Source organism: Hoyosella altamirensis (genome assembly GCF_014191505.1).
GTDB classification, from domain to species: domain Bacteria; phylum Actinomycetota; class Actinomycetes; order Mycobacteriales; family Mycobacteriaceae; genus Hoyosella; species Hoyosella altamirensis.
The window spans coordinates 389333-414756 of record NZ_JACHWS010000002.1 but is presented as its reverse complement, the minus strand read 5'-3'; the positions used below and the strand labels follow the sequence as shown (position 1 = coordinate 414756).

Genomic DNA, 25424 nt, shown 5'->3' with positions numbered 1-25424 from the left:
TGGCGACGTGGACGAGACCGTAGAAGCAGCACTCAGTGCCCTCGATGCGGAGGACCCTGCGATCGCTGCTGACGCCATCCACGCCTGGGAAAAGCTGGCTGAAATATCGCCCCCCCAGGGGCCAACACAGGCGAGTGTGCAGCATCTCTGCTGGGCTGCGCTTCGTGAGCAGGATGAGCGTGACCCGCAACGAGCATGGGCGCAGAGTTGCGCGCTCGGCGCGCTCCTGCAGCGTCTCGGCCGGATGCGCTACGCGGCTATCGCGCGCGGCGAAACCACGCGGCGGCTGCTGTTCCTGATGGATCCCGACGAGTGGTCTGAGGCGTATCGGCTCGCCCTCGAGACCTCGGGGGTGGAGCCGCCCGACACTGATCAAGTGACGTGGCAGCACATGTGCACGTCTGAGGAACTCGCGATCGTCGAACAGATCTCCTCGACCCTCGAAGTTGCCGCGGTGACGGGCGAGTTCGGAACTGGGGAGCGCAAGAACGAAACGGCGGAGCGCCGCGCCAAACTGACCCATGCGGTGCTCGCCACGGAGCGTAAGGGTCGCCCGCTTCTCGAAGACGTTGTCGATTGCCGGATCGATCTGTGGTCAAGCCTGTCCGAGACGCGTGCCGCGATGTACGAGGGCCTACTCGATGGCCTGCATTCGGCCGCGGTTGTTCCGCATACAGTCGCCCGGCGTGTTCATCGTTTCCTGACTCTTCTCGGCGAAGGGAAGCCGGTCTCGGCTAACGGTGCTCTGCCCGCTGAGCTCGATCAGGTGATTCTCGAGGAGGAACCCGAGGCGCACCCCTGGTGGAGTGACCTACAGACTCCGCCCGCGCATCAAGTAAGCGAACTGTGGAAGCTCCTGCAGCGGATGCGGGTGGTGCGGCGTGTTCGCGGACGCATCGTGCCAACACCGCGCGCTCGTGACGCGGGTATCGACGACGCGCTGGGGTTCTTGTTGCGTGACTGGCTGGGGCCGTCCTACACGACGGAAACGATCGCGGCAGAGGCGCTGATGGCGGTGATAGGCCGTGGCCAGGGGATCACGCTCGATCCGGCTGGGCCGGCGCTCGGCGACGATGATGTAGACCCCACGATTCTCGCCGCGACGCTGCTGGCTGATGAGGGATGGACAGCTAGTGGTGACGAGATCGAACCGTATTCGGTCGCGCCCTTCGTGGACCGGGCTATCGGTGAGTTGCGAACCCTCGGTGTGGTCACACGACCCGGACTTGCACCGCACGTCCTCAAAGACGAGGTGGTGACGTTCGCGCTTGGCGTGCTCCGCCAGCGTCTGCTGCACGCGCGTTTCCCTGTGCACACTCGCTTCCGGCAGTGGTAATCAGGTGAATTGATCGATCAGGCGCAAGAGCATGGTGAGCACATCGGCGAGTGGCATCGAGGAGATACGCTCGCGAACCCGGTCAGTCACACCGTGCAGGATGAGCTCCTCGGGTCCTGTCTCGATGCTGGTCAGCTGGAGCCCGTGCGGAAGGTCGGGGACTGCGATCGCGAAGGGCTTCATCCGGTGCGCGACAGGGAGGCTGCGCTGCCAGATCTGCAGACCCGTCGGGTCGAGATAGATTACGGAGTCGCCCGCGGTAGGCCGCAACTCAATGTGACCGAGCATGGGCGCCCGCGCCCAGCTTGCCTGGACCTTGCCCTCTTTGGTGATGTCGACATGAATGTCAGGAGCGACCTGCTTGACCCAATGGTGAACTTCAGTGCTGGTGACAGTAATGCGCACCGTCACCAGTCCGACCACCAGATACGGTGCCGGGAGGGAGCGTAAGCGGGTGTCGGTGAACGTGACTTCCACCCGCTGAAGTGTCGTTCGTTCCCAGCGCACATGGTTCGCGACGAAGCGAATTGCTGCTATCTGGCCGGTCGCGAGACCGAGAGTGTGAAAATCACTGTCGATCTCAACTGGCGTGAACGACACGTCCGTATCACCTGTCTGGATAGTGATGCGGCGGCCGAGTAACCGGTCCGATGCGACGCGAAGAATGAGCTGGACGAGACCCGCCGGGCTCGTCGGCACGGTCGGGCGGAGCGACTTGCCCAGCGCAAGCAAACGGTCGACCTCCCGCCAGGGAAGCCAATCGCCGAACAGACGCTGGCTATTCATCGATTAAGTATCGCGCGCCGGCCGCTGGTCGCCACGCAATGGGTGATCGGCGGGTATCTCGACAAGCACGATGGGAATCTCATCAGGGTCCTCGATCCACATTTCGATCAGGCCCCAAGGCTCCTGGATTGCTTCACGGCGAATCGTAATGCCCTTGGTTTCGAGTTCTGTCTGTGCCGCCGCGATATCTCGGGTTTGCAGCCACAGCGCTCCAGTGAATGCTCCCCGATCGGAAGCTCTGCCGTGGGAGGCGACTTCGATGAGCCCCTGACCAGCGAAGAACACCGTCCCACCCGGGTACTCGCGGTAGATCGCGAGACCGAGCACGTCGCGGTAGAAGTTGAGTGTCCGCTCGTAGTCACTCGGCCGGAGGATAATCCGGCTGCTGAGTATCTGCACCGCGCCCGCCTCTCGTTGAGCATTAGTGATTGCTAGCAATCCCCGCTAGTAATACCAGGGGTAACCCGACCAGTCCGGCTTGCGCTTCTCCAGGAACGAGTCGCGGCCTTCCACGGCTTCGTCAGTCATGTAGGCCAGCCGCGTAGTTTCACCGGCGAAGATCTGCTGACCGACGAGTCCGTCATCAATCGCGTTGAATGCATACTTCAGCATCCGGATGGCCTGCGGCGACTTCCCGAGAATTTCCTCAGCCCATTCCAGAGCGGTGTTCTCGAGTTCGGCGTGCTCGATTACCGCGTTGACGGCACCCATGTGGTGCATCTCTTCTGCTGTGTAAGGCCTCCCGAGGAAAAAGATCTCACGAGCGAATTTCTGGCCAACTTGCCTGGCAAGATAAGCCGACCCATAACCAGCGTCGAAGCTGCCTACATCGGCATCGGTCTGCTTGAAACGAGCGTGTTCCCGACTTGCCAGCGTCATGTCGCAGACGGCATGCAGGCTATGCCCGCCGCCGGCGGCCCACCCATTGACGAGGCACATCACAACCTTCGGCATAAAGCGGATCAGCCGCTGCACCTCGAGAATGTGAAGTCGCCCTGCACGGGCAGGATCGACAGTCTCGGCGGTTTCACCAGACGCGTACTGGTAACCGCTCCGCCCTCTGATGCGCTGATCACCGCCCGAACAGAACGCCCAGCCACCGTCTTTCGGGCTTGGTCCGTTGCCCGTGAGGAGTACGACACCCACATCTGATGTCATTCGCGCGTGCTCAAGGGTGCGATAGAGCTCATCGACCGTGTGAGGCCGGAAGGCATTGCGGATCTCGGGCCGGTCGAATGCGATTCTGACTGTTCCCCGCTTTTGTCCATCACGCACGTGGCGGTGATAGGTGATATCGGTGAGGTCGTCGAATCCAGCGACGGGTTCCCAGAGGTCTGGACTGAAAGGCGCAGCGTCGGAAGTCACGAGGTGAGCATATCTAGATGCGCCGCATGGGAAGGTTGCGGGCTAAATGCGCAGTTCACAAAAAAATTTGTCAGTAATCCGCTTTAATTTGTCGCTAAGAGGTGTCTTAACGCTCGGAGGTAGGAGATGAAATCTTTAGTCCGCCCTAGTGCGCTCGCTTTCAGCGTCGTTTTCGGTGCCAGCGCCGCTGCGCTCGGCGCCTCCGGTACGGCGACCGCCCAGGTGCCCGTATGTTCGTCGGGGATCTGCACCGTGACGTTCGATGCGGCGGGCACAGAGGACTTCGAAGTGCCCGAGGGAGTCACCGTCATCAACGTCACTGCGGTTGGTGCTCGTGGTGGCGGCGGCGGGCGGACCGCCTTCGGGCCGGGCGCGGCTGGCGGTGACGCCGGACAGGACGGGGGCGCATCTGACAGTGAAGCCGAAGGTGGCCGCGGCGCGGTTGGCACGATTCCCGGTGCGGGCGGCGCGGGCTCCAATGGCAGCGGAGCCGCGGGCGGCGCGAACGGCACGGGCGGCATCGGGGCGAATGCGCAAGCAGGCGCGGGGAACGGTGGCGGCGGTGGCGGCGGCGGACTCGTCGGTGGCGGCGGCGGTGGTGCGGGCACAACCGCGTCAGGTGCCGGTGGCGGCGGCGGATCGTCCACGGGCCCAGCCATACCGGCAGACGAGCCGGCGCGGGTCACACTGACGTATGTGGACCCCGATTTCGTACCAGATCCCCCGGAAGTACCCGGTATTGACTTCGGGTCGATCGAGGATATCTTCTCCTAGCCTGTCGCTTCGCCCGGCCGCGAATTACGGTTCGCTGCCGGGCATTAGGCGTACTGTCGGATGCATGGCCTACGTCATCACCCAGGCATGTTGCAACGATGCTTCCTGTGTGCCGGTCTGCCCGGTGAACTGCATCCACCCCACTCCGGACGAGCCGCAGTTCGCCACCACCGAGATGCTGTACATCGAGCCGGACGTCTGCATCGACTGTGGTGCCTGCCTGGACGAGTGCCCGGTGAGCGCGATCTTCCCCGATGATGCGCTGCCCGCCCAGCTTGGCCGGTACGCGGAGATCAACGAGAACTACTACCGCAAGTACCCGCTTGATCCCACACTGCCGCCGTATATTCCAGAAGTTCCGCTACGCACAGACCTCGGTACGTTGCGTGTCGCGATTGTGGGTTCTGGGCCTGCCGCGATGTACGCCGCCCGCGACTTGCTGAGTCATTCCAACGTGGAAGTCGAGGTGTTCGACCGTCTTCCAACCCCGTACGGACTGGTGCGTGCGGGTGTTGCACCGGATCATCCGGGGACCAAGATGGTCGCCGACATGTTCAGGTGGACGGTCGCTAAACCCGCTTTCCGTTTCCACCTGAATGTTGAGATAGGGAACCACCTCTCGCACGAGGACCTGATGGAATACCACCACGCCGTCATCTACGCGGTGGGTGCGTCAGCGGACCGTCATTTGAACATTCCGGGCGAGGAACTTCCAGGTAGTCACGCTGCCACTGAGTTCGTCGCCTGGTACAACGGTCATCCCGATTACGCCGACCGCACTTTTGACCTCTCATCCGAGCGAGTCGTGATCGTTGGCAACGGCAACGTCGCCCTGGACGTCGCGCGGATTCTCACTCTCGATCCTGAACTACTCGCCCGGACCGACATCGCCGGCTACGCGCTGGAGGCTCTGAAGGAAAGCAAGGTGCGAGAAGTTGTTCTGCTCGGGCGCCGTGGGCCGGCCCAGGCAGCGTACAGCGTGCCGGAATTCCTCGCGCTGGGCAGTCTTCCCGGTGTTGACGTCGTCATTGATCCTGATGAGGCCAGACTTGACGAATTGAGCCAAAAAGCGGTTGAAGAATCTCCCCAACCATTGGCGCAGTACAAGGTGCAGCTCGCTTACGAGTTCGCGGACGCCGCCGCGAAACACACACCGGACCCGTCTCGTCGCAAGATTGTATTCCGCTATCAAGTGTCGCCCCAGGAGATTCTCGGCGGTGAGCGCGTCAGTGGACTGCGTGCGGTTCGGAACGAACTGGTGAGCGGACCTAATGGCCTGCGTGCACAGCCGACAGACGAGACGGAGGACATCGAAACGTCGCTCGTGCTGCGTTCAGTCGGATACCGCGGCACCGCGCTGCCGGGGGTGCCGTTTGATGAAAAGGGCGGAACTATTCCGAATGATCGCGGCAGAGTGCTGGATGCGCCAGGCGGACAGCGGATCCCCGGCGTGTACGTCGCTGGATGGATCAAACGCGGCCCCACCGGAGTCATCGGAACCAACAAAACCGACGCGGCGGAGACGGTTCAGCAGATAATCGACGACTTCAACAGCGAAAAGTTGCAGCGCCCCGTCCACTCGCGCGATGAACTAGCGCGTCTCGTCAGTGAACGTCAGCCTGCGGCTGTGGATTTGCGCGGCTGGCGGTCGATTGACGAAAAGGAGACGTCGGCTGGGAGCAAAGCGGGCCGACCGCGGGTCAAGCTTGTCGCTGTCAGCGAAATGCTGGAGGCGGGCCGCAAACGGGGAGTGTTCGAACGGAAGTGAAGCTGCCTCCACTTTCCGCTATTTTGGCTGATGCGCACGTCGTCAGCATCCCGCTGCGCGTGCGCTTCCGAGGGATCACGACGCGTGAGGCGACGCTCTTCCGTGGTCCAGCGGGCTGGGCCGAGTTTGCGCCCTTCCCCGAATACGGGGACGTGGAGGCGTCGGCTTGGCTCGCCTCCGCGGTGGAAGCCGCGTGGAAGGGTCCGCCGCCCGCGCTCCGCGACGTCATCGCGGTTAACGCCACCGTTCCAGCAGTGTCCGCCGCTCGGGTGCCGGACATTCTCGCGCGATTCGCGGGGGCGAGAACTGCCAAGGTGAAGGTCGCGGAAAAAGGACAGTCGCTGGCCGAGGACGTAGCTCGCGTGAATGCGGTCCGCGAACTGATTCCGAATGTCCGCGTCGACGCCAATGGTGCCTGGACCGTCAGTGATGCGCTGCGAGCGCTGGATGCGCTGCTGCAGCATGGACCGCTTGAGTACGTGGAGCAGCCCTGCCGCACCGTTGAGGAACTTGCTGAACTGCGGCAGCGGCTCGACGGTGCCGTGCGGGTGGCGGCCGATGAAAGCATCCGCCGCGCTGATGACCCTTTTCGGGTGGTCGAGGCCGGCGGCGCTGATGTGGCTGTCCTCAAGGTCGCACCACTTGGAGGTGCGCGCCGTGTGGTCACAATCGCTGAGCGTTTAGGCGAAGCTGGAATCCCCGTGGTCGTTTCGAGCGCCCTCGATACCGTCGTTGGTATTTCTCTCGGCGCAGCAACGGCTGCGGCGCTCCCGGTGCTCGAGTTGGCCTGCGGGCTCGGTACGACGCAACTGCTCGCCGACGATGTGGGGCCGCCCATGGAATGGGCGGAAGGCGGCCTCCGTGTCGGGCCGGGCACGGTAGACGAACTAGCCTTGAGACGGCTCGCGGCGTCAGAGGAGTGCACGAAATGGTGGCGGGAGCGGCTGACGCGGTGTTACACGGTGCTGGCTACTCAGGCGTGATTGGCCGTGCGACCTGACGGGTTTCCGGTGTGAGACCCCATTCGGTGCGGCCGAACCGGCTGAGCGGTGCGATTGCTTGCGTCGCAGGAAGCCCGTCGTCGTCGAGGGTGCTGCTGTTGGCGGTGACGAAGACGACGCGGCCGAGAATCAGATGTGAGTTACCGATGCTGATGACTTGTTCGCGGACACATTCGAAACTGACAGGTGCCGCTTTGACTCGGAGTGGTCGAACCTTGACGCTCGGAGCCGAGACGACCTTGAGGGCCTCGAATTCGCTCACTCCGGCGTCATACGCAGCTGAGCTTCCGTTGACCTGGTCAATCAGCAGCTCAGATGTGAGATTGACGACGAACTCGCCGGTCGCCTCGATGTTCGCGAGACTGTCCTTCCGGCCAACCGAGGTGAACTGGACGATTGGCGGGTGCACGCTCGCGATGGTGAAAAAGCTGTACGGTGCGAGGTTGTCCACTCCCTCGGCGGACTGGGTGGAAACCCAGGCGATAGGCCTCGGAATCACACTCGACGTGAGCAGCTGATAGACGCGATCAGGGTCCATGAGCGTGGGGTCGAAATGGGTTCGCACGGAGGCCATCGTTTCACCCTCGCGTTGACTTTTCCTAGTCGGACAGGGCTCGCTGCACGCGGGTTCGCGGAATCTGCCACTCTGGTGAGGTGAACCCGTCCACAGCTCAGGCCCGCGCAGTCGTTGATGAACTGATTCGCGGTGGCGTTCGTGACGTCGTGCTCTGCCCTGGTTCGCGTAACGCCCCACTGGCCTTTGCCCTGCATACGGCCGAGACAGCGGGCCGTATCCGGCTTCACGTCCGGATTGATGAGCGCACCGCGGGCTTCCTGGCCATTGGGCTCTCGCTCGGCTCGAAGCAGCCGGTGCCTGTCGTCATGACGTCCGGTACCGCTGTGGCGAACCTCACTCCGGCAGTGTTCGAAGCGAACTATGCACGCGTACCCATGATCGTGCTGAGCGCAAACAGGCCGTATGAGTTGCTCGGCACCGGTGCCAACCAGACGGTCGAGCAGTTGGGGATGTTTGGGAACCAGGTCCGTGCGTGCATCAGCCTGGGGATCGCCGAAGCGGATCGCGATCAGAACAGTCAGTGGCGATCGGCCGTGTGCCGGGTGCTCGCTGCTGCGCGCGGTGACCGGACGGGCAATGCAGGCCCCGTGCAGTTTGACTTACCTCTGCGTGAACCACTCGTCCCCAGCCCTGGTGAGGGAGACGAACCTCCAGGCCGGGAGGGCGGCCAGCCCTGGACGGAGACCCCGCACACCCTGTTCGACATTCCGCTGCCGATTGACCTATCGCGCGACACGATCGTGATCTCGGGACACGGTTCGGGTGCCCACCCTGAACTTGACGGCATGCCGACGGTCGCCGAGCCCACGGCCCCAGTCCATGGTTTTCCGGTGCACCCGTACGCGCTGGCCGAACTCAGACCGCAGCAGGCGATTATCACTGGCCGTCCCACCCTGCATCGCGCCGTTTCATCAGTCCTCGCTGACCCTAAAGTCGCAGTCTATGCACTCACAACGGGTCCGCGGTGGCCCGATGTCTCAGGCAACCTCACCGCGGCGGGAACGCGTGCGGTTATCTCGGGCACACCGCGTGACGAGTGGCTGGAGCAGGCCAGGGTGCTCTCGGCTGCCGCGTTCGAAGTAATGGAAGACGAGCTTGCGCATCACCCGAAAAGCACTGGTCTGCATGTAGCAAGCGAGGTGGTCCGGCGAGTTCATCCGGGGGATCTGCTCATTCTCGGGGCATCAAACCCAGTGCGCGATGCTGCGCTGGCGGGGACAGTCCCGCCGGGCGCCTCCGTTGTTTCGAATCGCGGTGTTGCGGGCATCGACGGAACGGTGTCGACAGCGATCGGTGCGGCCTCAGCGCATGGGGGACGCGCAATCGCTTTGATAGGTGACCTGACGTTCCTGCATGACAGTTCAGGCTTGCTACTGGGGCCGCAGGAGCCGAGACCTCAGGACCTCACGGTCGTTGTGGCTAACGACGACGGCGGCGGGATCTTCGAACTGCTAGAACAAGGTGACCCTGTGTATGCGGGTGCGTTCGAGCGGATCTTCGGGACGCCGCATGGTGTGAATGTATCTGCGGTATGTCAGGCGTACGGAGTCCCCTACATTCAGACAGATGCGGACGGACTCGGCGCCGTTCTTGATCTTGGTGCGGCTGACACCGGTGGATTACGCGTTGTGGAAGTGCGTACCGACCGCTCGGGCTTGCGTGAGCTACACGCTGCAGTGCGCAACGGCATATCGGAGCGCGCTCGGCGGATGCACTGAACCCCTCAGATACGCTCTGAGTCGTGAGGTTCCGGATGCTGAGGCGCGCAAAGGTAGCGGTGTACCTTGTCGCGGGCGGCATCTCCATGCTGGCGGTGATTCTCGTCATTGGCTGCTGGCGGAACGACATGATCATCGAAGCCGATATGGGTACGGCTACCGCGGAGGTGCTGGCTGCCGGAGTACGCAGGTCAGCGATTCTGTTCAGCACTCCAGACGGAATTCTGCACAATCCGCGGCTGGGTGTGCTCTACCCGACCGACCTAACCGCGGGGCAGCGCATCGAGGTCGAGTACGCGAACCGCGATCCCGATCTGGTTCGCGTCGCGGGGCGTGACGCGAAAGTCGCGGTCGTGCCCGCCCTCTCCGTCATTGTGGTGACTTGGGCAGTCGCTGCGCCGTTCCTGGTATTCGTGCGCCGGGAGTTGCGGCACGCACAACCCAGCTGAGTGCGCGGTCCGGGTGTAAACAAGAGATTCAGCTGCGGTTCGCCTGACGGTCACGTGCCGATTTCTCCGATTTCCCTGAAGTGCGCGACGCTGAGAGCATGCGAGTAGCGGTCGTGACCGAATCCTTCCTGCCGAATGTCAACGGTGTGACTAACTCCGTTCTCCGAGTGCTCGAGCATCTCAAGCGTGGCGGTCATGAAGCGATCGTGATCGCACCGGATGCGGTGGGCGGCGAGACTGCGGTACCGGAGTATGAAGGCTTCCCTGTCTATCGAGTTCCTGCGGTGATGGTGCCGATGGTGACATCGCTGCCAGTCGGGCTGCCGCAGCCGTGGATGACCGATGTGATGCGCACGTTTGACCCCGACGTCGTTCACCTTGCCTCGCCATTCTTGCTGGGGGCAGGTGGATTGGGTGCAGCCCGTCGCCTCGATGTGCCGACTGTCGCGGTTTTTCAGACGGACGTCGCGGGTTTCGCCTGCAGCTACGGGCTGGGCCTGACAGCGCGGGCCGCGTGGCGGTGGACTCGCAAGCTGCATCGCGGCGCAACGCGCACCCTCGCTCCGTCCACCGCGTCTGTTGCCGATCTTGAGCGCCACGGCGTTCCGCGCGTTCATCGCTGGGGCCGTGGCGTCGATATTGACCGGTTCACTCCGACTCGTCGCAGCGCCGAGCTGCGCGAACGGTGGACTCCTGAAGGAAAACTGATCGTCGGATTCGTCGGTCGGCTTGCTCCTGAGAAGCACGTGGAGCGCCTCGCTGCGCTCAACCACTGTGAGAATTTTCAGATCGTTGTCGTCGGTGACGGCCCTGATCGCCCGAAGCTGCAGGCGCGCATGCCGAAGGCAATTTTTACCGGCCATCTGGGTGGAATCGAGCTCGCGCAGGCATACGCCAGCTTCGATGTGTTCGTCCACCCGGGGGAGTATGAAACGTTTTGTCAGGCGGTGCAGGAGGCTCTCGCGAGCGGCATCCCAGTCATCGGGCCCGATGCTGGCGGCCCGAAAGATCTGATCGCGCACGCGCGGACGGGGTTTTTGCTTCCAGTTCCGCACTTCGAGGAGTTGCTCCCCGACGCGGTCGGCGCCTTTGCGCATCCGGTCGCACGGTCGCAGTTCGGGCGCGCGGCGCGCCGGTCAGTGATGCGGCGGACCTGGCCGGCGATCTGTGACGAGCTTTTGGGCCATTATTCCGAGGTGACGGGTCATGACCGTGCTCCGCTTGCAGTATCCGCCTGAGTCCGGTGACTGCCAGGGAAAGGTGCACCGGGTAGTTTCGATCTCGTGACGAGTGTTGAGCCCCCGGAGCTTTTGCGTGCAACTCTGGATAAGAACCCCCATGACGTCGCGTCGATGTTCGATGGAGTGGCGCGGCGGTACGACGTAACCAACACGGTCCTCTCGTTCGGTCGTGATCGAGTGTGGCGTAAGGCGACGCGCCGCGCGCTCAGGCTGCAGCCGGGTGAGGCGGTTCTCGATCTTGCGGCGGGGACCGGAGTGTCCACAGTTGAGCTCACACGGTCCGGTGCCTGGGTGGTGGCTGCGGATTTCTCTAAAGGAATGTTGCAGGCGGGCCGGTTCCGGCGAGTTCCAATGGTCGCGGGCGATGCGCTGCACCTGCCGTTTGCGGACGAGTCGTTCGATGCCGCAACGATCTCGTTCGGTTTGCGCAACGTCATTGATATCGACGCCGCGCTTGCCGAGTTGCGCCGGGTGACGAAGCGTGGCGGCCGTTTGGTCGTGTGTGAGTTCTCGACGCCGGTCGTTCCAGTTTTCAGCACTGCCTACATGGAGTACCTGATGCGAGCTCTGCCTGCGGTTGCGCGAGCAGTGAGTTCGAATCCGGAGGCCTACGTTTACCTCGCCGAGTCGATCAGGGCGTGGCCGGATCAGGCGGGTCTCGCGCGCCGAATCGTCGCGAGCGGCTGGTCGGACGTGCAGTGGCGGAACCTCACTGGTGGCGTTGTCGCACTGCATCGCGCCGTGCGGCGGTGAGGCTGGCCATGGATGCCCGGCAGGCAGTAGATGTGACAAACTGTCACATGTATTAGGTCGCGTTGATCGAAAAGGAGACAGCCCTATGCCCGGACCGCTTCATGGTGTGCGCGTGGTTGAAATGGCAGGACTGGCACCGGGGCCGTTTGGCTGCATGTTGCTCGCCGACCTCGGCGCTGAAGTCCTCCGTGTGGAACGTGCCGGTGGGGGCGGGGGCCTCGTGCCACCACAAGGCCCGATGGACCGTGGCAAGAACACGATTGCAGTGGACCTCAAATCCGACTCCGGGCGTGCGGTCGTACGCGAACTGGCCGGGAATGCGGATGTCTTCGTGGAGGGCTACCGCCCAGGCGTAGCCGAGCGCCTGGGAATCGGCCCAGATGACTTGCTGGGAATCAACCCGCGCCTCATCTACGGCCGAATCACCGGATGGGGCCAAGACGGGCCGCTCGCGCCCCGCGCCGGACACGACATCAACTACGCAGCGATCTCTGGGGGGCTCGACCTGCTTGGCAGGGCGGGTGATCCCCCCACGCCGCCAGCCAACATTCTGGCCGATTTCGCGGGCGGCGGCATGCTTCTCGCGCTGGGCGTGCTCGCTGCACTGCATGAGCGGCAGAACTCAGGCAACGGCCAAGTTGTGGATGCAGCGATGGTCGACGGCGCGGCGCTTCTGACCACGTTTATGCATGGTATGCACGCGAACGGGATGTGGAATAACCCGCGCGGTACAAACCTCCTCGATGGTGGTGCAGCGTGCTACGGCACCTACGAAACATCGGACGGCGGCTACATGGCGGTAGGCGCGCTGGAGCCCCAGTTTTACGCGGAGCTTGTAGCGAAGCTTGAACTGGAGAATGTCGATGATCTGCCCTTCCACTTGGACCTGAGTCAAGCTGAGCGCCTGCGCGAGATCCTCGCCGAAAGATTCCGGAAGCGGACACTCGCTGAGTGGACCGAAGTGTTTGCGGAGTCTGATGCGTGCGCGACCCCTGTCGTCTCAGCATGGGAAGCGCATAAACACCCGCACAATCAGGCGAGGCAGACATACATCGAGGTCGGAGGTCTCGTACAGCCCGCTCCAGCCCCCCGATTCAGCCGCACGCCTGCAGCCGTGCCGTCGCCAGCTGGCGACAATGGCGGCGCAGATGCGTCCGCTGAGATCCTGAAGAGCTGGGGTCTCAGTGAAAGCGCCGTCACCGCTGCCCGCGAGGGTGGGGGCCTCGGCTAGCGATTGGGGTACCTGACCTCCCGCGGAACTTACTGGGCGATAAGCAAGGGTCTTATATCGCCCGTAAGTTCTGACAGGGGAGTGTCCGGGTCGATCTCTATCCCGAGATCACTGAGACTGCCGTGAATCACGTGCCACGCACTACGGCTGACGAGCTCAGCCAGTTTGTCCTTCGAGATTGATCGCGTTCGGCTGCTTAGCCAGCGGTTAACCGCTGCGTCGACCAGGCCGATCACCCCGAACGCGATCGTCTCAGCACCAGACTCGTCGGCGCCGGCCCGGCGAAGCGCAGTGGCGAACACGTCCGTGACGTATAGCCCGATCGCGGTCTTCGTCCCGGAGACGACTTTGGAAACCGTTGCTGGTCTGCGCTTCGAACCGCTACCGAGGAAATGGTGCAGGTTAGGGTGTTCCGCAATCCACGACACGTAGGTGTTGATGGCGCGAACGATCGCAGTTTCAGCTTTGCCTTCGGGGGCAAGAGCGGGCGCGAGCGACACCATCAGCGTCGACACGATGTGCCCGCGCACCTGCTCGTCGAGGTCACCTCGTTCACGGAAGAGGCGATAGACAACTGACCTGGGGAGTCCCGCGCGCGCGGCGATCTGCTGAACGCCCACCCCGGCGCCTTCCGCGTCGATCGCGCTCATCGCCGCGTCGAGTACCTGGTTCCGCCGCGCGGCTTTGTGGTCTTCCCAGCGCAGACTGCGGCCGTCCACCGGCGCTTCCGGCCCCGAACTGCGATCGCTCTCATCTCCCGACACATCCTGAAGCTTACTTAGTGTCTGAGACATTCGGATTACGGCGATGCCGTGCACTCAGTGAAAGAGTGGTGTTGCGCCCAATCCGCGCAGTCAGCGAGGTGCGCAAGCCCGGCATTCGCTACGGTGTTTCCGTGGCGGGGAGACAACAAGTATTCGAAGTCTTCCGTGGGATGCCACTGTGAGAGGGTCTAGAGACAACCGAGCCGCGGATAAGTTCCGGCGCTCTGACAGGACGGGTGCGCACATCGTGAATCGCGACGACTCAGTGCACGAGGCGGGTGGCAGTTTGTCGGACAGCACGGTTGCCGGTATCGATATCGGAGATCCGGAAATGGCTTCGCGCGTCCAGGCGTCGCTGAGCGAAGTCGAGGCGCTGCTCATCGAAGAGCTCTCGGCGGGCGAAGAGTTTCTGACCGAGACCGCGCTCTACCTCGCGAAAGCCGGCGGTAAGCGGTTTCGGCCGCTGTTCACCGTGCTCTGCGGCAAACTCGGTCCGGAACCTGAGAGTTCATCAATCGTGACAGCGGCAGCGGTCGTTGAGATGGTGCACCTCGCGACGCTGTACCACGACGACGTCATGGACGAAGCGACGATGCGCCGGGGCGCGGTGAGCGCGAACGAACGGTGGAGTAATAGCATCGCGATCCTCGCTGGTGACTATCTCTTCGCACACGCTTCGCGACTTCTGTCGACGCTTGGGCCAGAAGCAGTCCGCGTCATTGCCGAGACATTCGCTGAGCTGGTTACCGGACAGATGCGGGAAACTATCGGTGCAAAGTCATCGGAAGATCCAGTCGCGCATTATCTGACCGTCATTCGGGAGAAGACCGCTTCACTGATTGCCGCCTGCGGGAAGTTCGGCGGCACCTTCTCCGGGGCGGACGCCGCGCAAGTCGATCGCCTAGACCGTCTTGGAGACGCGGTCGGGATGGCCTTCCAGATTTGCGACGACATCATCGACATTTCCTCGGTCTCGGAGAAATCAGGAAAGACACCAGGCACCGACCTCCGCGAAGGCGTGCGCACGCTGCCGATGCTTTATGCCCTTCAAGACACAGGGCCAGCCGCTGAGCGCTTGCACGAACTGTTGAGCGGTCCTATCACCAGTGATGCGGAGGTCGATGAAGCACTCGGCCTACTGCGGCAGTCAGAAGGCTTGCGGCGTGCCCGCGCCACCCTCCACGGGTATGCAGAGCGTGCGCGCGCGGAACTCCGTGTCCTGCCGCAAGGACCTGCCAACGAGGCGCTGAACAGGCTGATCGAGTACACGATCGCGCGGGTTGGGTGAGCCTTACGGCGTGATCCCTGCAACCGCTGGAACCTCTTGCACCACCCTGCTCGTTTACATAGCGGTGGTTCAGCTTGGCGCTGGTGAGCAGCGGTGATGGCAGTTACTCAAGGGCAGGCAGAGATCGGAGAACGGCGATGGCCGGTCATGCGAATGGTCTGAAGACTGCGTTACTTCTCGGTGTGATGTCAGCGCTGATCATATTTGCCGGTTCGCTTTTCGGCAGCCCCACGATGCTGTGGCTAGCCATATTTGTTGCGCTGGGAATGAACGGGTACGCGTACTTTTTCAGCGACAAACTTGCGTTGCGCGCGATGCGTGCACGGCCAGTCTCCGAGTTGGAGGCGCCCGTGATGTATCGGATCGTACGGGAGCTCGCGACAACCGCCCATAAGCCGATGCCCCGGCTGTACATCAGTCCCACAAATGCCCCGAACGCGTTCGCGACTGGCCGGAATCCACGCAACGCTGCGGTGTGCTGCACGGCAGGGATTCTGCAACTCCTCTCCGAACGTGAACTCAGAGCCGTCCTGGGCCACGAACTGGCGCACGTGTACAACAGGGACATACTGATTTCCTCCGTTGCTGGCGCCATGGCCTCAGCGGTGGCAGGGCTCGCAAATATCGCGCTAGTCACCTCGATCTTCAGCGGCCGGGACGACGACCGAAATCCCCTGGTGATGCTGATGGTTGCAATGCTCGGGCCGATCGCCGCTGCGCTTGTGCAGATGGCGGTGTCGAGATCACGCGAATTCCAGGCCGACGAGTCAGGCGCTCGCCTCACTGGTGACCCGCTCGCTCTCGCTGCTGCGCTGAGAAAGATTGAACGCGGCGTAGCGCAGGCTCCGCTGCCCCCGGAGCCGCGCCTTGCCGCTGAGTCCCACTTGATGATCGCGAACCCGTTCCGTCCGGGGGAGCGGTTCGCGGGAATGTTCGCGTCTCATCCGCCGATGCACGAGCGGATCGCTCGCCTCGAGCGTATGGCCAGGGACTACCGATAGTTCACGAACTGCAGTGCGACGTCGAAGTCCGATGACTTCAGCAGCTGGATTACGGTCTGCAGATCGTCTCGCTTCTTACTCGAAACGCGCAGTTCGTCGCCCTGGATCTGCACTTTCACGCCCTTAGGCCCGTCGTCGCGGACTTTCTTCGAGATCTTCTTGGCTTCCTCTTGCCCAATGCCCTGGACGATTGAGCCGGTGATCTTGTAGGACTTTCCGGACGCAACGGGGTCGCCCGGCTTGAAAGCCTTCATCGAAATGTCACGCCGTACCAACTTCTCACGGAAGACGTCGAGTGCTGCCTTCACCCGGTCCTCACTTTCGGCGCTGAGCACGATGTTCTCGGCACCAGACCACTCGATATGCGCGTTCGTGCCGCGGAAGTCATACCTGTTTGAGATCTCCTTCGCGGCCTGGTTCAGAGCATTGTCGACCTCCTGCCGATCGACTTTGCTGACGATGTCGAAGGATGAATCTGCCACTGTCTCCTCGTTCCCAATGTCGGCTTTTCCGAACTTGACCATGTAGCGCCGCAGTTGCAGGTCGCTGCGCCTCCGCTCGGGTGCGGCTTTGGGCAGGCGATTTGCATCTGGGGGCACCTAACGTTGTATTGTGCCTTCACGCCCTTGTTCAGCCAACGCGGGACACGGTTGGTCAAGACAGGCGTAACGGCAGGTTGCCCGAGCGGCCAAAGGGAGCGGACTGTAAATCCGTCGGCATCGCCTACGTAGGTTCGAATCCTACACCTGCCACAACAAACCCCCGGTAGCTGACGAAGCTCCCGGGGGTTTATGTTTGAATGAGGCTTATCCGCGAGCGGTGCGCTGACCTGGCGGTTTGTCAGTCGGTGTTGTTCCTGTGTAACCTCTTGAAGGCTTGAGCGCACATTCTGCTGTCCGACTCCCAGGAGACTGTCAGCGGCGTGTGTGAAGGCTGTGCCCCCTTAGCTCAGTCGGCAGAGCGTTTCCATGGTAAGGAAAAGGTCAACGGTTCGATTCCGTTAGGGGGCTCGCTTCAAAGTAGCGAGCACAACTGGAAACTCGGTTGCGGGGGTCCGGTCGAGGCGGTGTAGCTCAGTCGGTAGAGCAAGCGGCTCATAATCGCTGTGTCGCCGGTTCAAGTCCGGCCACCGCTACTTGTTTGTCAAGAAAGACATCTGAAGGGTCCGACGGACTCTTCAGCAGATATCGAAGGAAGGCAACCCGTGGCCGCCACTGACGTTCGCCCGAAGATCACGCTGGCCTGCGAGGAGTGCAAGCACCGGAACTACATCACTCGCAAGAACCGGCGCAACGATCCAGATCGGCTCGAGATCAAGAAGTTCTGCCCCAACTGTGGCACCCACCGTGCGCATCGCGAAACCCGCTGACTTAAAGTTCATTAAGTCACCGCGAGTGTGACGGCTCGGCGACAGTGAGGTGGTGAGAGCCGGTGGGGTTTACCGCTGACAGCGTAGGGGTGCGCTTCCGGATGGCCGACTTCTATGAAGTCGGGCGCGAGAAGGTTCGTGAGTTCGCGACGGCGGTCAAAGATCCACACCCGGCTCATTACTCTGAGGACGCCGCGCTGAGACTGGGGCATGAGACACTTCTCGCTCCGCTCACGTTTGTCTCCATCATCGGGATCCTCACTACTAAGCAAATGTTCGAGGAGTATGGCTGGGCCTCGGATCTCCGCAATATCATGCAGACCGATCAGCGGTTTATCTTCCACCGCCCAATCGTCGCGGGCGACCGTTTGACTGGCGAGCTCTGCGTCGAGTCGTTCAGGCATAGCGCCGGGACCGACATCATCGTGACTCGAAATTCGGTGCTGGACGATAAGGGCGAGGTGGTGCTCACCGCGTACACCACCCTCATTCGCCGCGATGACATCGAGATCGAGGGGATCGGCTGATGACCGCACGCGCCTTCGCGGGAGTGCATGAAGGTCTTGAGATCCCCCCTGCTGAGTACACTCTGACCCGATCAGATCTCGTTCACTACGCCGGTGTCTCCGGTGACCTGAATCCAATTCACTGGAGTGACGCAATAGTGCGGGCCGTCGGGCTCAAAGATGTAGTCGCCCATGGAATGCTCTCAATGGGGCTCGGAGCGACCTACGTGACGTCCTGGCTGGGTGACCCTAGCTCAGTTCTCGAGTACAGCGTCAGATTCACCAGCCCGGTGTATGTCCCCGATGACGGAGTCGGCGGTCGTGTCGAATTCTCCGGAAAAATCAAGTCGGTGAACCCCGAGGACAAGACCGCGGTTATCGCGCTTGTCGCCAAGTCTGAGGGAAAAAGGATCTTCGGTCGCGCAGTCGCGATCGTTCAGCTCACGTAGATTGCTCCCGTGATGTCTTTCGCGGTGATAATACGTGCCTCGCGCCAGAAGGTTCCGACGTGGGCACTCTGACAATTATCGCTCTAGCCGCGGGGTTCGTGCTGCTTATCGCGGGTGGTGAGGCGCTGGTTCGTGGCGCGAGCCAATTGGCGCGAACCCTCGGGATGTCGCCGATCGTCGTTGGTCTCACCGTGGTGGCTTTCGCCACTTCGACGCCGGAACTCGCCGTCAGTGCTGGGGCCGCACTCAGTGGCCACCCCGGATTGGCGGTCGGCAACGTGGTGGGTAGCAACATCGCGAATATCCTGCTCGTCATCGGGCTCACAGCGCTGTTAGCCCCGCTGCTCGTTAAGTCCCGGATTGTCCGCACTGATATCCCGATCATGGTGGGGTTTTCGGTGGTTTTGCTGGTTGTCGCCATCGATGGCACGATCAGCCGGCTCAATGGTCTGCTGCTGCTCGGAGGACTGCTGATCTATGTGGTCGTGACGGTAGTGACATCGAGAAGACGCGCTCCGGAGCCTGCGGTTGCACCGACCTCTGCAAGCGAGCAGGGAAGTGGCACGGGCGCGGCGGTGGACCGCTCGCCGAAGCAATCGGTGCTCATCAGTGTTGGACTGGTGGCACTCGGTGTACTTCTGCTGGTCGTCGGGGCACGCTTGCTCGTCACTGCTGCCAGTGATATCGCCGCGGGACTCGGCGTAAGCGACCTGATTGTCGGGCTGACCGTTGTGGCAATCGGGACGTCGCTCCCAGAACTCGCCACGAGCCTAATCGCGGCATTCAGGGGTGAGCGCGACCTTGCTGTAGGGAACATCGTGGGCAGCAACGTGTTCAATATTGGCGCCGTTCTCGGGAGCACAGCCCTCATCACCCCTATTGAGGTCGCCCCGTCAGCTATCCGTTTCGACCTGCCGATTATGCTGGCGGTTGCATTGGTGCTGCTCCCCGTCGCCTTCACGGGCATGGTCGTTAAACGCTGGGAAGGCGCCCTCTTTGCCGGGTTCTATGGGGCCTACATCGGCTACCTGGTTCTCCAGGCGTCAGGCCACGAAGCGCTCGAACCGTACAGTGCCGCGATGCTCTGGTTCGTCATCCCGATCACTGCTCTGTCACTCATTCTGCTCGCCACCTATGAGTTGGGCGTGTTGCGAGGGCGCCGTCAGGCGCGTCGGCTGAGTAGGTGAGCCCCGCAGCAGATTCGATTGCTGCGTTTGATCGAAGGCCAGCGGTGGGGCGGGGGATTGTGACTGCGCGGCGATCGTGAAGTACACTGAGGGACCTGTGACTAGAGTCTGCGCGCCGCCCGTAGGGTGGCGCGTGATTTATGGTCACGCTTGGCAGCGCCGCTACTAGAGTTGCTCTGGTAGTGCCGCTAGCGAAGGGGCGTAGCTCAACTGGCAGAGCAGCGGTCTCCAAAACCGCAGGTTGCAGGTTCAAGTCCTGTCGCCCCTGCTGCGAAAGTCAGCGACGGAAGGATCCTTTGGGTGAGTGAGCAGCGAGGCCGCAGCGCCGGCGAGGGCGGGGATCCCCCCGACTCCGGTGATTCGGCTGCCGGTGGCGCGACGCCTCGGCCGTCGGGCAAGCGCGCCAGCCGTCCGAGCCCAGTGCCCGCAGGCTCACCAGCCGCGGCAGCTCATGCGGGGAGAGACGTCGCCACCCTGGGCAGACGCGAGAATCCGATTCAGGCTATGGTGCGATTCCTTCGCGAGGTGATTTCGGAGCTTCGCAAGGTCATCTGGCCGAACCGGAAGCAGATGGTCACCTACACGATCGTGGTGTTTGTTTTCCTCATCTTCATGGTTTCGCTGATCTTCGGGCTGGATCAAGTCTTCGCCCGCGGCGTACTTTGGCTTTATGGGTGATCTTCACCGAAACCGGGACGCTATGCGTCGATACTCGGTAGTGGTGAAAGAGAACGCTTGAACGAGCCCCACATGATTCAGGGGATCCGAGATGCATGACAGAGAGGAAGCGAGTAGTCCAGTGAGCGCCCCGGAGAACGATGCAGTGGACCTCACCGAGGAGGACGCGGTGAACGCCGAAGGGGCCGCCGTGGTCGAGGCGGATGTCGAGGCTGCAGCAGCCGACGACACCGAGGTTGACCCCGTGGAGGAGCTGAAAGCGAAGCTTCGCCGTGCTGAGGGCGACTGGTACGTCGTTCACTCGTACGCGGGGTACGAGAACAAGGTCAAGACGAACCTTGAGACGCGTATTCAGAACCTCGACGCGGGGGACTACATCTTCCAGATCGAAGTACCGACCGAAGAGGTCACGGAAATCAAGAACGGGCAGCGGAAGCTGGTCAACCGGAAAGTCCTTCCTGGTTACATCCTCGTTCGCATGATCCTGAATGACGAATCATGGGGTGTCGTCCGGAACACACCGGGCGTTACCGGCTTCGTCGGCGCAACGTCCCGGCCCTCTCCGATCACGATTAACGAGGTCGTGAAGTTCTTGCTGCCGCCACAGGCACGTAAGAAGGCCCCGGCAGGTACCGCTGCCGGCGGCGCCCCGCAGGAAAGCGGAGTCGCGGCCAAGCCCGCGATCGAAGTAGACTTCGAGGTTGGCGAATCGGTGACCGTCATGGACGGCCCGTTCGCCACCCTGCCGGCCAGCATTTCGGAGGTCAATGCCGAACAGCAGAAGCTGAAGGTACTGGTCTCGATCTTTGGTCGGGAGACCCCGGTGGAACTCGGTTTCAACCAGGTCTCGAAGCTATAGCTTCACATCCACATCTGGCCTGCATAATTGTGGGCAGGATTGGGCGGCACAGGACCTCACAGGGCCGGTGCCGCCCAAGGTGTGAAAAACAGGAAACACTGAACAGTTCAGGGAAGTTGAGATGCCCCCCAAGAAGAAGAAAAAGCTCTCTGGAGTTATCAAACTTCAGATCCAGGCAGGCCAGGCGAATCCTGCCCCGCCAATCGGCCCCGCGCTCGGTCAGCACGGCGTCAACATCATGGAGTTCTGCAAGGCCTACAATGCGGCGACGGAAGCCCAGCGCGGAAACGTCATCCCCGTTGAGATCTTCGTCTACGAAGATCGGTCTTTCGACTTCAAGCTGAAGACGCCTCCAGCTGCGAAGCTCCTGCTCAAGGCTGCAGGTGTGCAGAAGGGTTCGCCGACTCCGCACAAGGACAAGGTCGCGAAGATCTCGTGGGATCAGGTTCGCGAAATTGCCAAGACCAAGCAAGAAGATCTCAACGCTAACGACGTTGATCAGGCTGCGAAGATCATTGCTGGTACCGCTCGCTCGATGGGAATCGTTGTCGAGTAGACATGGCGCGCAAGCGTCATCCCGGAGTTGAACCCCGGGGTATGAACGTACTCGTGGAAGGGCCTAGCGCTGGTCCGCACCACAACTGACCGTGCCACTCGTGGCGAAAGATTGGACAGAAATGGCAAAGCGCAGCAAGTATTACCGCTCGGCTTCCGAGCTCATTGATCATTCGAAGCTTTACGGACCCCTCGACGCGATCCGCCTGGCGCGTGAGACGTCGTCGAAGAACTTCGATGCGACAGTCGAGGTAGCACTCCGGCTTGGCGTCGACCCTCGCAAGGCAGACCAGATGGTGCGTGGCACTGTCAGCCTGCCGCACGGAACCGGTAAGACGGTCCGCGTTATCGTATTCGCCGCTGGCGAGAAGGCGAATGAAGCCGAGGCTGCGGGCGCCGACGCTGTCGGTGCTGAGGATCTGATCGAGCGTATCCAGGGTGGATGGCTCGACTTCGATGCCGCGATTGCTACCCCGGACCAGATGGCGAAGGTCGGTCGTATTGCTCGTATCCTCGGTCCTCGTGGCCTGATGCCGAACCCCAAGACGGGCACAGTCACGATGGATGTCGCGAAGGCCGTCAGCGACATCAAGGGCGGCAAGATCAACTTCCGGGTTGACAAGCAGGCCAACCTGCATCTGATCATTGGCAAGGCGTCCTTCGATGAGCGCAAGCTGGTCGAGAACTACACCGCTGCACTTGATGAGATCCTGCGTGCCAAGCCGTCCGCAGCGAAAGGTCGCTACGTCAAGAAGGTGACGATGACGACGACCACCGGACCGGGCATCCCGGTGGACCCGAACCGTACCCGGAACCTTCTCGAAGACGGCGAGTAACTAGAGCGTCGCGCGAATCCGCACCCTTTGCGCGCCATCCGCACCGGTTGATTCCGGTGCGGATGTGCCGGGAGGGGTGCGGATTACTCGTTTTCAGCCGCCCGCGCGATGTTTTCAAGAATCTCGGATGCCAGTCGCGGTGTGACAGCAGCGGGCAGGTCGTGCCCCATCCCCTCGATCATGCTCAGGCGGGCACCGGGTATCGCGCGAGCGACGGCACGTCCGCACGCTGGCCGCAACAGCGGATCTGCTGTGCCATGGATGACGGTGGTCGGCGCCTTGATGCGTTGTGCGTACGGGCGGAGGCTGCCACTGCCGAGTACCGCAGCTAGTTGTCTCACCATGCCCTGGGGGTAGTAGCTGCGTTCAATTTGTGTGCGGGAGAGTTCGCGCAATTCCTCGTGGTCCCGGGGAAAAGCAGGGCCGCCAAGAACCCGGAAGTTCCGTGCGGAGTGCTCGACTATCTCATCCATGGTGGCATTCTTTGGCGGCGCAGTCAGGAGCGCCTTGAGGGCCGTCGGCGCAGGTGGCGGCAGGAAGCGTTCATTTGTGCTCGAAAAGACAATTGATGCGGAAGCAACACGCGCGGGGTAAGTGGCAGCGACGAGTTGCGTGATCATTCCTCCCATGGATGCGCCCACGAGGTGCGCTCGTTCGATTCCGAGTGCATCGAGGAAGTTGCGTGTGTCGGCCGCCATGTCGTGCAGCGTGTACGGCACGGTGCTGGGCATACCCAGTTGACTACGTACCATCCGTGCGAGGGATGAGCCATCGACCCGCATGCCCTCGAACTTCGTCGAGAGTCCGATGTCCCGGTTGTCGAAGCGGATGACACGGAATCCCTCGCGGGCAAGGCTCTCGCAAAGTTCAGTCGGCCAAAGAGTCAACTGTGCACCGAACCCCATGATGAGCAGGATTGGGGGTGCATCGGTTGCGCCGAACTCCTCGTACGCGACGCGGATGGATCGAGTTGTCGCGGTGCCAGCCTTGTGCGGAACATTGTCGGTCTCTGTAGAGCGGTTTGACACCGCGCCTCCTTAAGAACTACGCGGACACTGGGTACCACTAGTCTGCCTGATCGCGGGAATCCACCCGATTTGGGTTTCTGGCCATGGCGCGCTACCCTTCTTTCGGACTTATGTCTGGTCTGCTCGCGCTCGCGTGGGCGGATCTACCCAAATGTAAAGTTCACCGAAGACCGTTGGTCATCGCATACGCTCCTGTGTATGCGAGCGAAGGACCGGAGTAATCCGGCGGCCCACGCAGGAGGACGAGGCTAAGGTATGTGCCGCATTAATGCGCCACGTACGTATATCAACTTGCCCCGGCTTTCTGCGCCGGGGTTTTGCTGTATCTAGGGCTTGTGCGCAGGCCTTGTATGCATGTGAGCCCTCTGGTTGGTCAGCGAATTCGGCTGAGTGAGGAGAGGAGGCGAAGCATGGCAAAGGCTGAAAAGGTCGCCGCGGTAGCGGAGATCAGCGAGCGGTTCAAGAGCTCAACCGCAACCGTCGTTACTGAATACCGTGGCCTCAGTGTTGCCGGCCTGACCGAACTGCGCCGGGCACTCGGCGCGGGGTCCTCGTACTCCGTCGCCAAGAACACCCTCGTGAAGATTGCGGCACGCGATGCCGGAGTTGAGGGACTCGACGAGCTTTTCTCGGGGCCGACCGCGATTGCGTTCATCACGGGTGAGCCCGTTGACGCCGCGAAGGCTCTCAAGAAGTTCTCGAAGGACAACAAAGCCCTCGTCATCAAGGGCGGCTACATGGATGGCCGTCCGCTGTCGGTGGACGAAGTTGACAAGATCGCGGACCTTGAGTCCCGTGAGGTCTTGTTGGCCAAGCTCGCTGGCGCGATGAAGGGCAACTTGGCGAAGGCTGCGGGCCTGTTCAACGCACCTGCTTCGCAGGTTGCGCGTCTGGCTGCTGCACTGCAGGAAAAGAAGGGTGCCGAAGGCTCAGAGAGCGCCCCAGCGGAAAGCTGAACGCACCCTGCGTTCTTCACCGCGCACACGATTACCCCACACTCGGTCATGTCATGGGATGTGGCTGGGAACAACGTAAGGAAGGACCGCCACCATGGCGAAGCTCACCACCGACGAGCTGATCGACGCTTTCAAGGAAATGACCCTTCTCGAGCTCTCGGAGTTCGTCAAGGTCTTCGAAGACACCTTCGAGGTTACTGCTGCCGCTCCCGTCGCTGTTGCTGCCGCTGGTGCACCGGCCGCTGGTGCAGCCGAGGCTGTTGAAGAGAAGGACGAGTTCGACGTCGTTCTCGAGGCTGCTGGTGAAAAGAAGATCGGCGTCATCAAGGTTGTCCGTGAGATCATCCCGAGCCTCGGACTGAAGGAAGCTAAGGAACTCGTCGAGAGCGCTCCGAAGGCCATCCTCGAGCACGTCGCCAAGGACCAGGCTGACGCTGCCAAGGACAAGCTCGAGGCTGCTGGCGCGAAGGTTTCCGTCAAGTAATCTGACTATCACTTGGTCGTGCTGTCGCTGATCATGGGCCGGAAGGTCCGATGATCAGCGAGTGCACTGCTCATCGTGGGGTCATCCAGTGCATTTCGTGTGCTGGGTGGCCCCACGATGCGTTGTGCCCGCTCTTTCTGGAACGTCACGTGACTAAGAGTTGTGGACGTCCGGGGTTGACAAAAGATGTCCGGGTTGTCTTTTATAGGCAGGACGCGCAGTCCACGCCAACAGTGTGAGTTTGTGCGCCACAATCCTGTACGCCTTCTGGTGCACCGCCAAAGTGTCGGATCGGGTTCTGTCGCAGGTGTAAACCGACACCAACACGGATCTCTTTTAAATCACATTCTGTTGCCGTTTTCTCAATTGTGGAATTTCTCGCATTCGTAGCATTCCTGGCAACAGCACCATGACCGTTACGTTACAGTGACGCGGACCACATCAAGAAGCGGTGTGGGCCTAGCT

General features: G+C 61.9%; 30 protein-coding genes and 4 tRNA genes. 25 read left to right on the top strand and 9 right to left on the bottom strand.

What is annotated here, in order from left to right:
* The first annotated feature begins 7 nt into the window (after nucleotides 1–7).
* The gene (locus FHU29_RS10655; protein ID WP_064442339.1) at nucleotides 8–1336 is read left to right on the top strand and encodes a hypothetical protein; all 1329 of its coding nucleotides are present in this window, start codon (nucleotides 8–10) and stop codon (nucleotides 1334–1336) included.
* Here FHU29_RS10655 and FHU29_RS10650 read toward each other — a convergent pair whose 3' ends face one another.
* Genes FHU29_RS10650 through FHU29_RS10640 form a run of 3 tightly spaced genes read right to left on the bottom strand, consistent with a single transcriptional unit; the run spans nucleotide 1337 to nucleotide 3487 of the window.
* Entirely contained in the window at nucleotides 1337–2122 is a 786-nt protein-coding gene (locus FHU29_RS10650) for an LmeA family phospholipid-binding protein (protein ID WP_013805188.1), read from the bottom strand. It abuts the gene before it with no gap.
* A gap of 3 nt (nucleotides 2123–2125) precedes the next feature.
* A complete protein-coding gene (locus FHU29_RS10645; RefSeq protein ID WP_064442338.1) occupies nucleotides 2126–2521 on the bottom strand; it encodes a VOC family protein in 396 nt (131 codons plus the stop codon).
* A 45-nt stretch (nucleotides 2522–2566) separates the two neighbouring features.
* Entirely contained in the window at nucleotides 2567–3487 is a 921-nt protein-coding gene (locus FHU29_RS10640) for a 1,4-dihydroxy-2-naphthoyl-CoA synthase (protein ID WP_064442337.1), read from the bottom strand.
* 126 nt (nucleotides 3488–3613) lie between these two features.
* Between FHU29_RS10640 and FHU29_RS10635 the strand changes: the two genes are divergently transcribed.
* From FHU29_RS10635 to FHU29_RS10625, 3 genes are all read left to right on the top strand, one after another.
* Nucleotides 3614–4261, top strand: a complete 648-nt coding sequence (locus tag FHU29_RS10635; protein WP_064442336.1) for a hypothetical protein — start codon at nucleotides 3614–3616, stop codon at nucleotides 4259–4261.
* Nucleotides 4262–4325: 64 nt separating this feature from the next.
* Entirely contained in the window at nucleotides 4326–6029 is a 1704-nt protein-coding gene (locus tag FHU29_RS10630) for an FAD-dependent oxidoreductase (RefSeq protein ID WP_064442335.1), read from the top strand.
* On the top strand, nucleotides 6026–7012 hold the full coding sequence (locus tag FHU29_RS10625; RefSeq protein WP_064442334.1) for an o-succinylbenzoate synthase: 987 nt from the start codon (nucleotides 6026–6028) through the stop codon (nucleotides 7010–7012). The genes FHU29_RS10630 and FHU29_RS10625 overlap by 4 nt, the downstream gene beginning before the upstream one ends.
* On the opposite strand, the gene FHU29_RS10620 is transcribed toward FHU29_RS10625, so the two are convergent.
* Complete coding sequence (locus tag FHU29_RS10620) at nucleotides 6999–7604, bottom strand: flavin reductase family protein (RefSeq protein ID WP_221194908.1); 606 nt, start codon at nucleotides 7602–7604, stop codon at nucleotides 6999–7001. The genes FHU29_RS10625 and FHU29_RS10620 overlap by 14 nt on opposite strands.
* An 80-nt stretch (nucleotides 7605–7684) precedes the next feature.
* Between FHU29_RS10620 and menD the strand changes: the two genes are divergently transcribed.
* Together menD and FHU29_RS10610 are read left to right on the top strand one after the other, a co-directional pair.
* Nucleotides 7685–9325 (top strand): 2-succinyl-5-enolpyruvyl-6-hydroxy-3-cyclohexene-1-carboxylic-acid synthase, encoded by a 1641-nt coding sequence (gene menD / locus FHU29_RS10615; protein WP_064442333.1) that lies wholly within the window; start codon nucleotides 7685–7687, stop codon nucleotides 9323–9325.
* A gap of 35 nt (nucleotides 9326–9360) precedes the next feature.
* Nucleotides 9361–9774 carry a hypothetical protein gene (locus FHU29_RS10610; protein ID WP_064442332.1) on the top strand — a complete coding sequence of 138 codons (414 nt, stop codon included), beginning with the start codon at nucleotides 9361–9363 and terminating at the stop codon, nucleotides 9772–9774.
* Nucleotides 9775–9824: 50 nt separating this feature from the next.
* Here the strand turns inward: FHU29_RS10610 and FHU29_RS23200 are convergent, their stop codons facing one another.
* Nucleotides 9825–9971: a hypothetical protein gene (locus tag FHU29_RS23200; protein WP_232323080.1), complete on the bottom strand. Its 147-nt coding sequence runs from the start codon at nucleotides 9969–9971 to the stop codon at nucleotides 9825–9827.
* On the opposite strand from FHU29_RS23200, the gene FHU29_RS10605 reads away from it, so the two are divergent.
* The 3 genes from FHU29_RS10605 (at nucleotide 9921) to FHU29_RS10595 (ending at nucleotide 12999) form a co-directional block, all read left to right on the top strand.
* Entirely contained in the window at nucleotides 9921–11012 is a 1092-nt protein-coding gene (locus FHU29_RS10605; RefSeq protein ID WP_232323079.1) for a glycosyltransferase family 4 protein, read from the top strand. The genes FHU29_RS23200 and FHU29_RS10605 overlap by 51 nt on opposite strands.
* 45 nt (nucleotides 11013–11057) lie before the next feature.
* Nucleotides 11058–11768, top strand: coding sequence for a demethylmenaquinone methyltransferase (locus FHU29_RS10600; RefSeq protein ID WP_064442330.1), 711 nt, complete (start codon nucleotides 11058–11060; stop codon nucleotides 11766–11768).
* An 85-nt stretch (nucleotides 11769–11853) separates the two neighbouring features.
* Nucleotides 11854–12999 carry a CaiB/BaiF CoA transferase family protein gene (locus FHU29_RS10595; protein WP_064442329.1) on the top strand — a complete coding sequence of 382 codons (1146 nt, stop codon included), beginning with the start codon at nucleotides 11854–11856 and terminating at the stop codon, nucleotides 12997–12999.
* Nucleotides 13000–13028: 29 nt separating this feature from the next.
* Here the strand turns inward: FHU29_RS10595 and FHU29_RS10590 are convergent, their stop codons facing one another.
* Nucleotides 13029–13763 carry a TetR/AcrR family transcriptional regulator gene (locus FHU29_RS10590; protein WP_232323077.1) on the bottom strand — a complete coding sequence of 245 codons (735 nt, stop codon included), beginning with the start codon at nucleotides 13761–13763 and terminating at the stop codon, nucleotides 13029–13031.
* Between the two features lie 247 nt (nucleotides 13764–14010).
* On the opposite strand from FHU29_RS10590, the gene FHU29_RS10585 reads away from it, so the two are divergent.
* Together FHU29_RS10585 and htpX are read left to right on the top strand one after the other, a co-directional pair.
* A complete protein-coding gene (locus FHU29_RS10585) occupies nucleotides 14011–15051 on the top strand; it encodes a polyprenyl synthetase family protein (protein ID WP_064442328.1) in 1041 nt (346 codons plus the stop codon).
* Nucleotides 15052–15188: 137 nt separating this feature from the next.
* Nucleotides 15189–16052, top strand: a complete 864-nt coding sequence (htpX, locus tag FHU29_RS10580; RefSeq protein ID WP_064442327.1) for a zinc metalloprotease HtpX — start codon at nucleotides 15189–15191, stop codon at nucleotides 16050–16052.
* Here htpX and FHU29_RS10575 read toward each other — a convergent pair.
* The gene (locus FHU29_RS10575; protein WP_064442363.1) at nucleotides 16043–16534 is read right to left on the bottom strand and encodes a YajQ family cyclic di-GMP-binding protein; all 492 of its coding nucleotides are present in this window, start codon (nucleotides 16532–16534) and stop codon (nucleotides 16043–16045) included. The two genes, htpX and FHU29_RS10575, sit on opposite strands and share 10 nt — an antisense overlap.
* A gap of 188 nt (nucleotides 16535–16722) precedes the next feature.
* On the opposite strand from FHU29_RS10575, the gene FHU29_RS10570 reads away from it, so the two are divergent.
* From FHU29_RS10570 to rplA, 12 genes are all read left to right on the top strand, one after another.
* Nucleotides 16723–16804 (top strand) — tRNA-Tyr (locus FHU29_RS10570).
* Between the two features lie 185 nt (nucleotides 16805–16989).
* Nucleotides 16990–17062: transfer RNA gene (locus FHU29_RS10565), tRNA-Thr, on the top strand.
* Nucleotides 17063–17114: 52 nt separating this feature from the next.
* A tRNA-Met gene (locus FHU29_RS10560) sits at nucleotides 17115–17187 on the top strand.
* 69 nt (nucleotides 17188–17256) lie between these two features.
* A complete protein-coding gene (rpmG, locus tag FHU29_RS23195; RefSeq protein ID WP_074390933.1) occupies nucleotides 17257–17421 on the top strand; it encodes a 50S ribosomal protein L33 in 165 nt (54 codons plus the stop codon).
* A 62-nt stretch (nucleotides 17422–17483) separates the two neighbouring features.
* Nucleotides 17484–17948, top strand: coding sequence for a (3R)-hydroxyacyl-ACP dehydratase subunit HadA (gene hadA / locus FHU29_RS10550; RefSeq protein WP_074390932.1), 465 nt, complete (start codon nucleotides 17484–17486; stop codon nucleotides 17946–17948).
* On the top strand, nucleotides 17948–18376 hold the full coding sequence (gene hadB / locus FHU29_RS10545; protein WP_064442325.1) for a (3R)-hydroxyacyl-ACP dehydratase subunit HadB: 429 nt from the start codon (nucleotides 17948–17950) through the stop codon (nucleotides 18374–18376). Before hadA ends, hadB begins: the two co-directional genes overlap by 1 nt.
* Nucleotides 18377–18435: 59 nt before the next feature.
* Entirely contained in the window at nucleotides 18436–19563 is a 1128-nt protein-coding gene (locus tag FHU29_RS10540) for a calcium/sodium antiporter (RefSeq protein WP_064442324.1), read from the top strand.
* A gap of 195 nt (nucleotides 19564–19758) precedes the next feature.
* A tRNA-Trp gene (locus tag FHU29_RS10535) sits at nucleotides 19759–19831 on the top strand.
* Between the two features lie 32 nt (nucleotides 19832–19863).
* Nucleotides 19864–20241 (top strand): preprotein translocase subunit SecE, encoded by a 378-nt coding sequence (gene secE, locus FHU29_RS23660; protein ID WP_013805208.1) that lies wholly within the window; start codon nucleotides 19864–19866, stop codon nucleotides 20239–20241.
* Nucleotides 20242–20362: 121 nt separating this feature from the next.
* Entirely contained in the window at nucleotides 20363–21100 is a 738-nt protein-coding gene (gene nusG / locus FHU29_RS10525; protein ID WP_064442323.1) for a transcription termination/antitermination protein NusG, read from the top strand.
* A 121-nt stretch (nucleotides 21101–21221) separates the two neighbouring features.
* Nucleotides 21222–21656, top strand: a complete 435-nt coding sequence (gene rplK / locus FHU29_RS10520) for a 50S ribosomal protein L11 (protein WP_013805210.1) — start codon at nucleotides 21222–21224, stop codon at nucleotides 21654–21656.
* Between the two features lie 121 nt (nucleotides 21657–21777).
* On the top strand, nucleotides 21778–22491 hold the full coding sequence (gene rplA / locus FHU29_RS10515; RefSeq protein WP_064442361.1) for a 50S ribosomal protein L1: 714 nt from the start codon (nucleotides 21778–21780) through the stop codon (nucleotides 22489–22491).
* An 83-nt stretch (nucleotides 22492–22574) separates the two neighbouring features.
* On the opposite strand, the gene FHU29_RS10510 is transcribed toward rplA, so the two are convergent.
* Nucleotides 22575–23519, bottom strand: a complete 945-nt coding sequence (locus FHU29_RS10510; RefSeq protein WP_064442322.1) for an alpha/beta fold hydrolase — start codon at nucleotides 23517–23519, stop codon at nucleotides 22575–22577.
* Between the two features lie 410 nt (nucleotides 23520–23929).
* Between FHU29_RS10510 and rplJ the strand changes: the two genes are divergently transcribed.
* Nucleotides 23930–24475, top strand: a complete 546-nt coding sequence (gene rplJ / locus FHU29_RS10505) for a 50S ribosomal protein L10 (protein ID WP_064442321.1) — start codon at nucleotides 23930–23932, stop codon at nucleotides 24473–24475.
* Between the two features lie 94 nt (nucleotides 24476–24569).
* Nucleotides 24570–24959, top strand: a complete 390-nt coding sequence (gene rplL, locus FHU29_RS10500; protein ID WP_013805216.1) for a 50S ribosomal protein L7/L12 — start codon at nucleotides 24570–24572, stop codon at nucleotides 24957–24959.
* Nucleotides 24960–24967: 8 nt separating this feature from the next.
* Here the strand turns inward: rplL and FHU29_RS10495 are convergent, their stop codons facing one another.
* On the bottom strand, nucleotides 24968–25108 hold the full coding sequence (locus FHU29_RS10495; protein ID WP_157095389.1) for a hypothetical protein: 141 nt from the start codon (nucleotides 25106–25108) through the stop codon (nucleotides 24968–24970).
* Nucleotides 25109–25424: the final 316 nt, after the last annotated feature.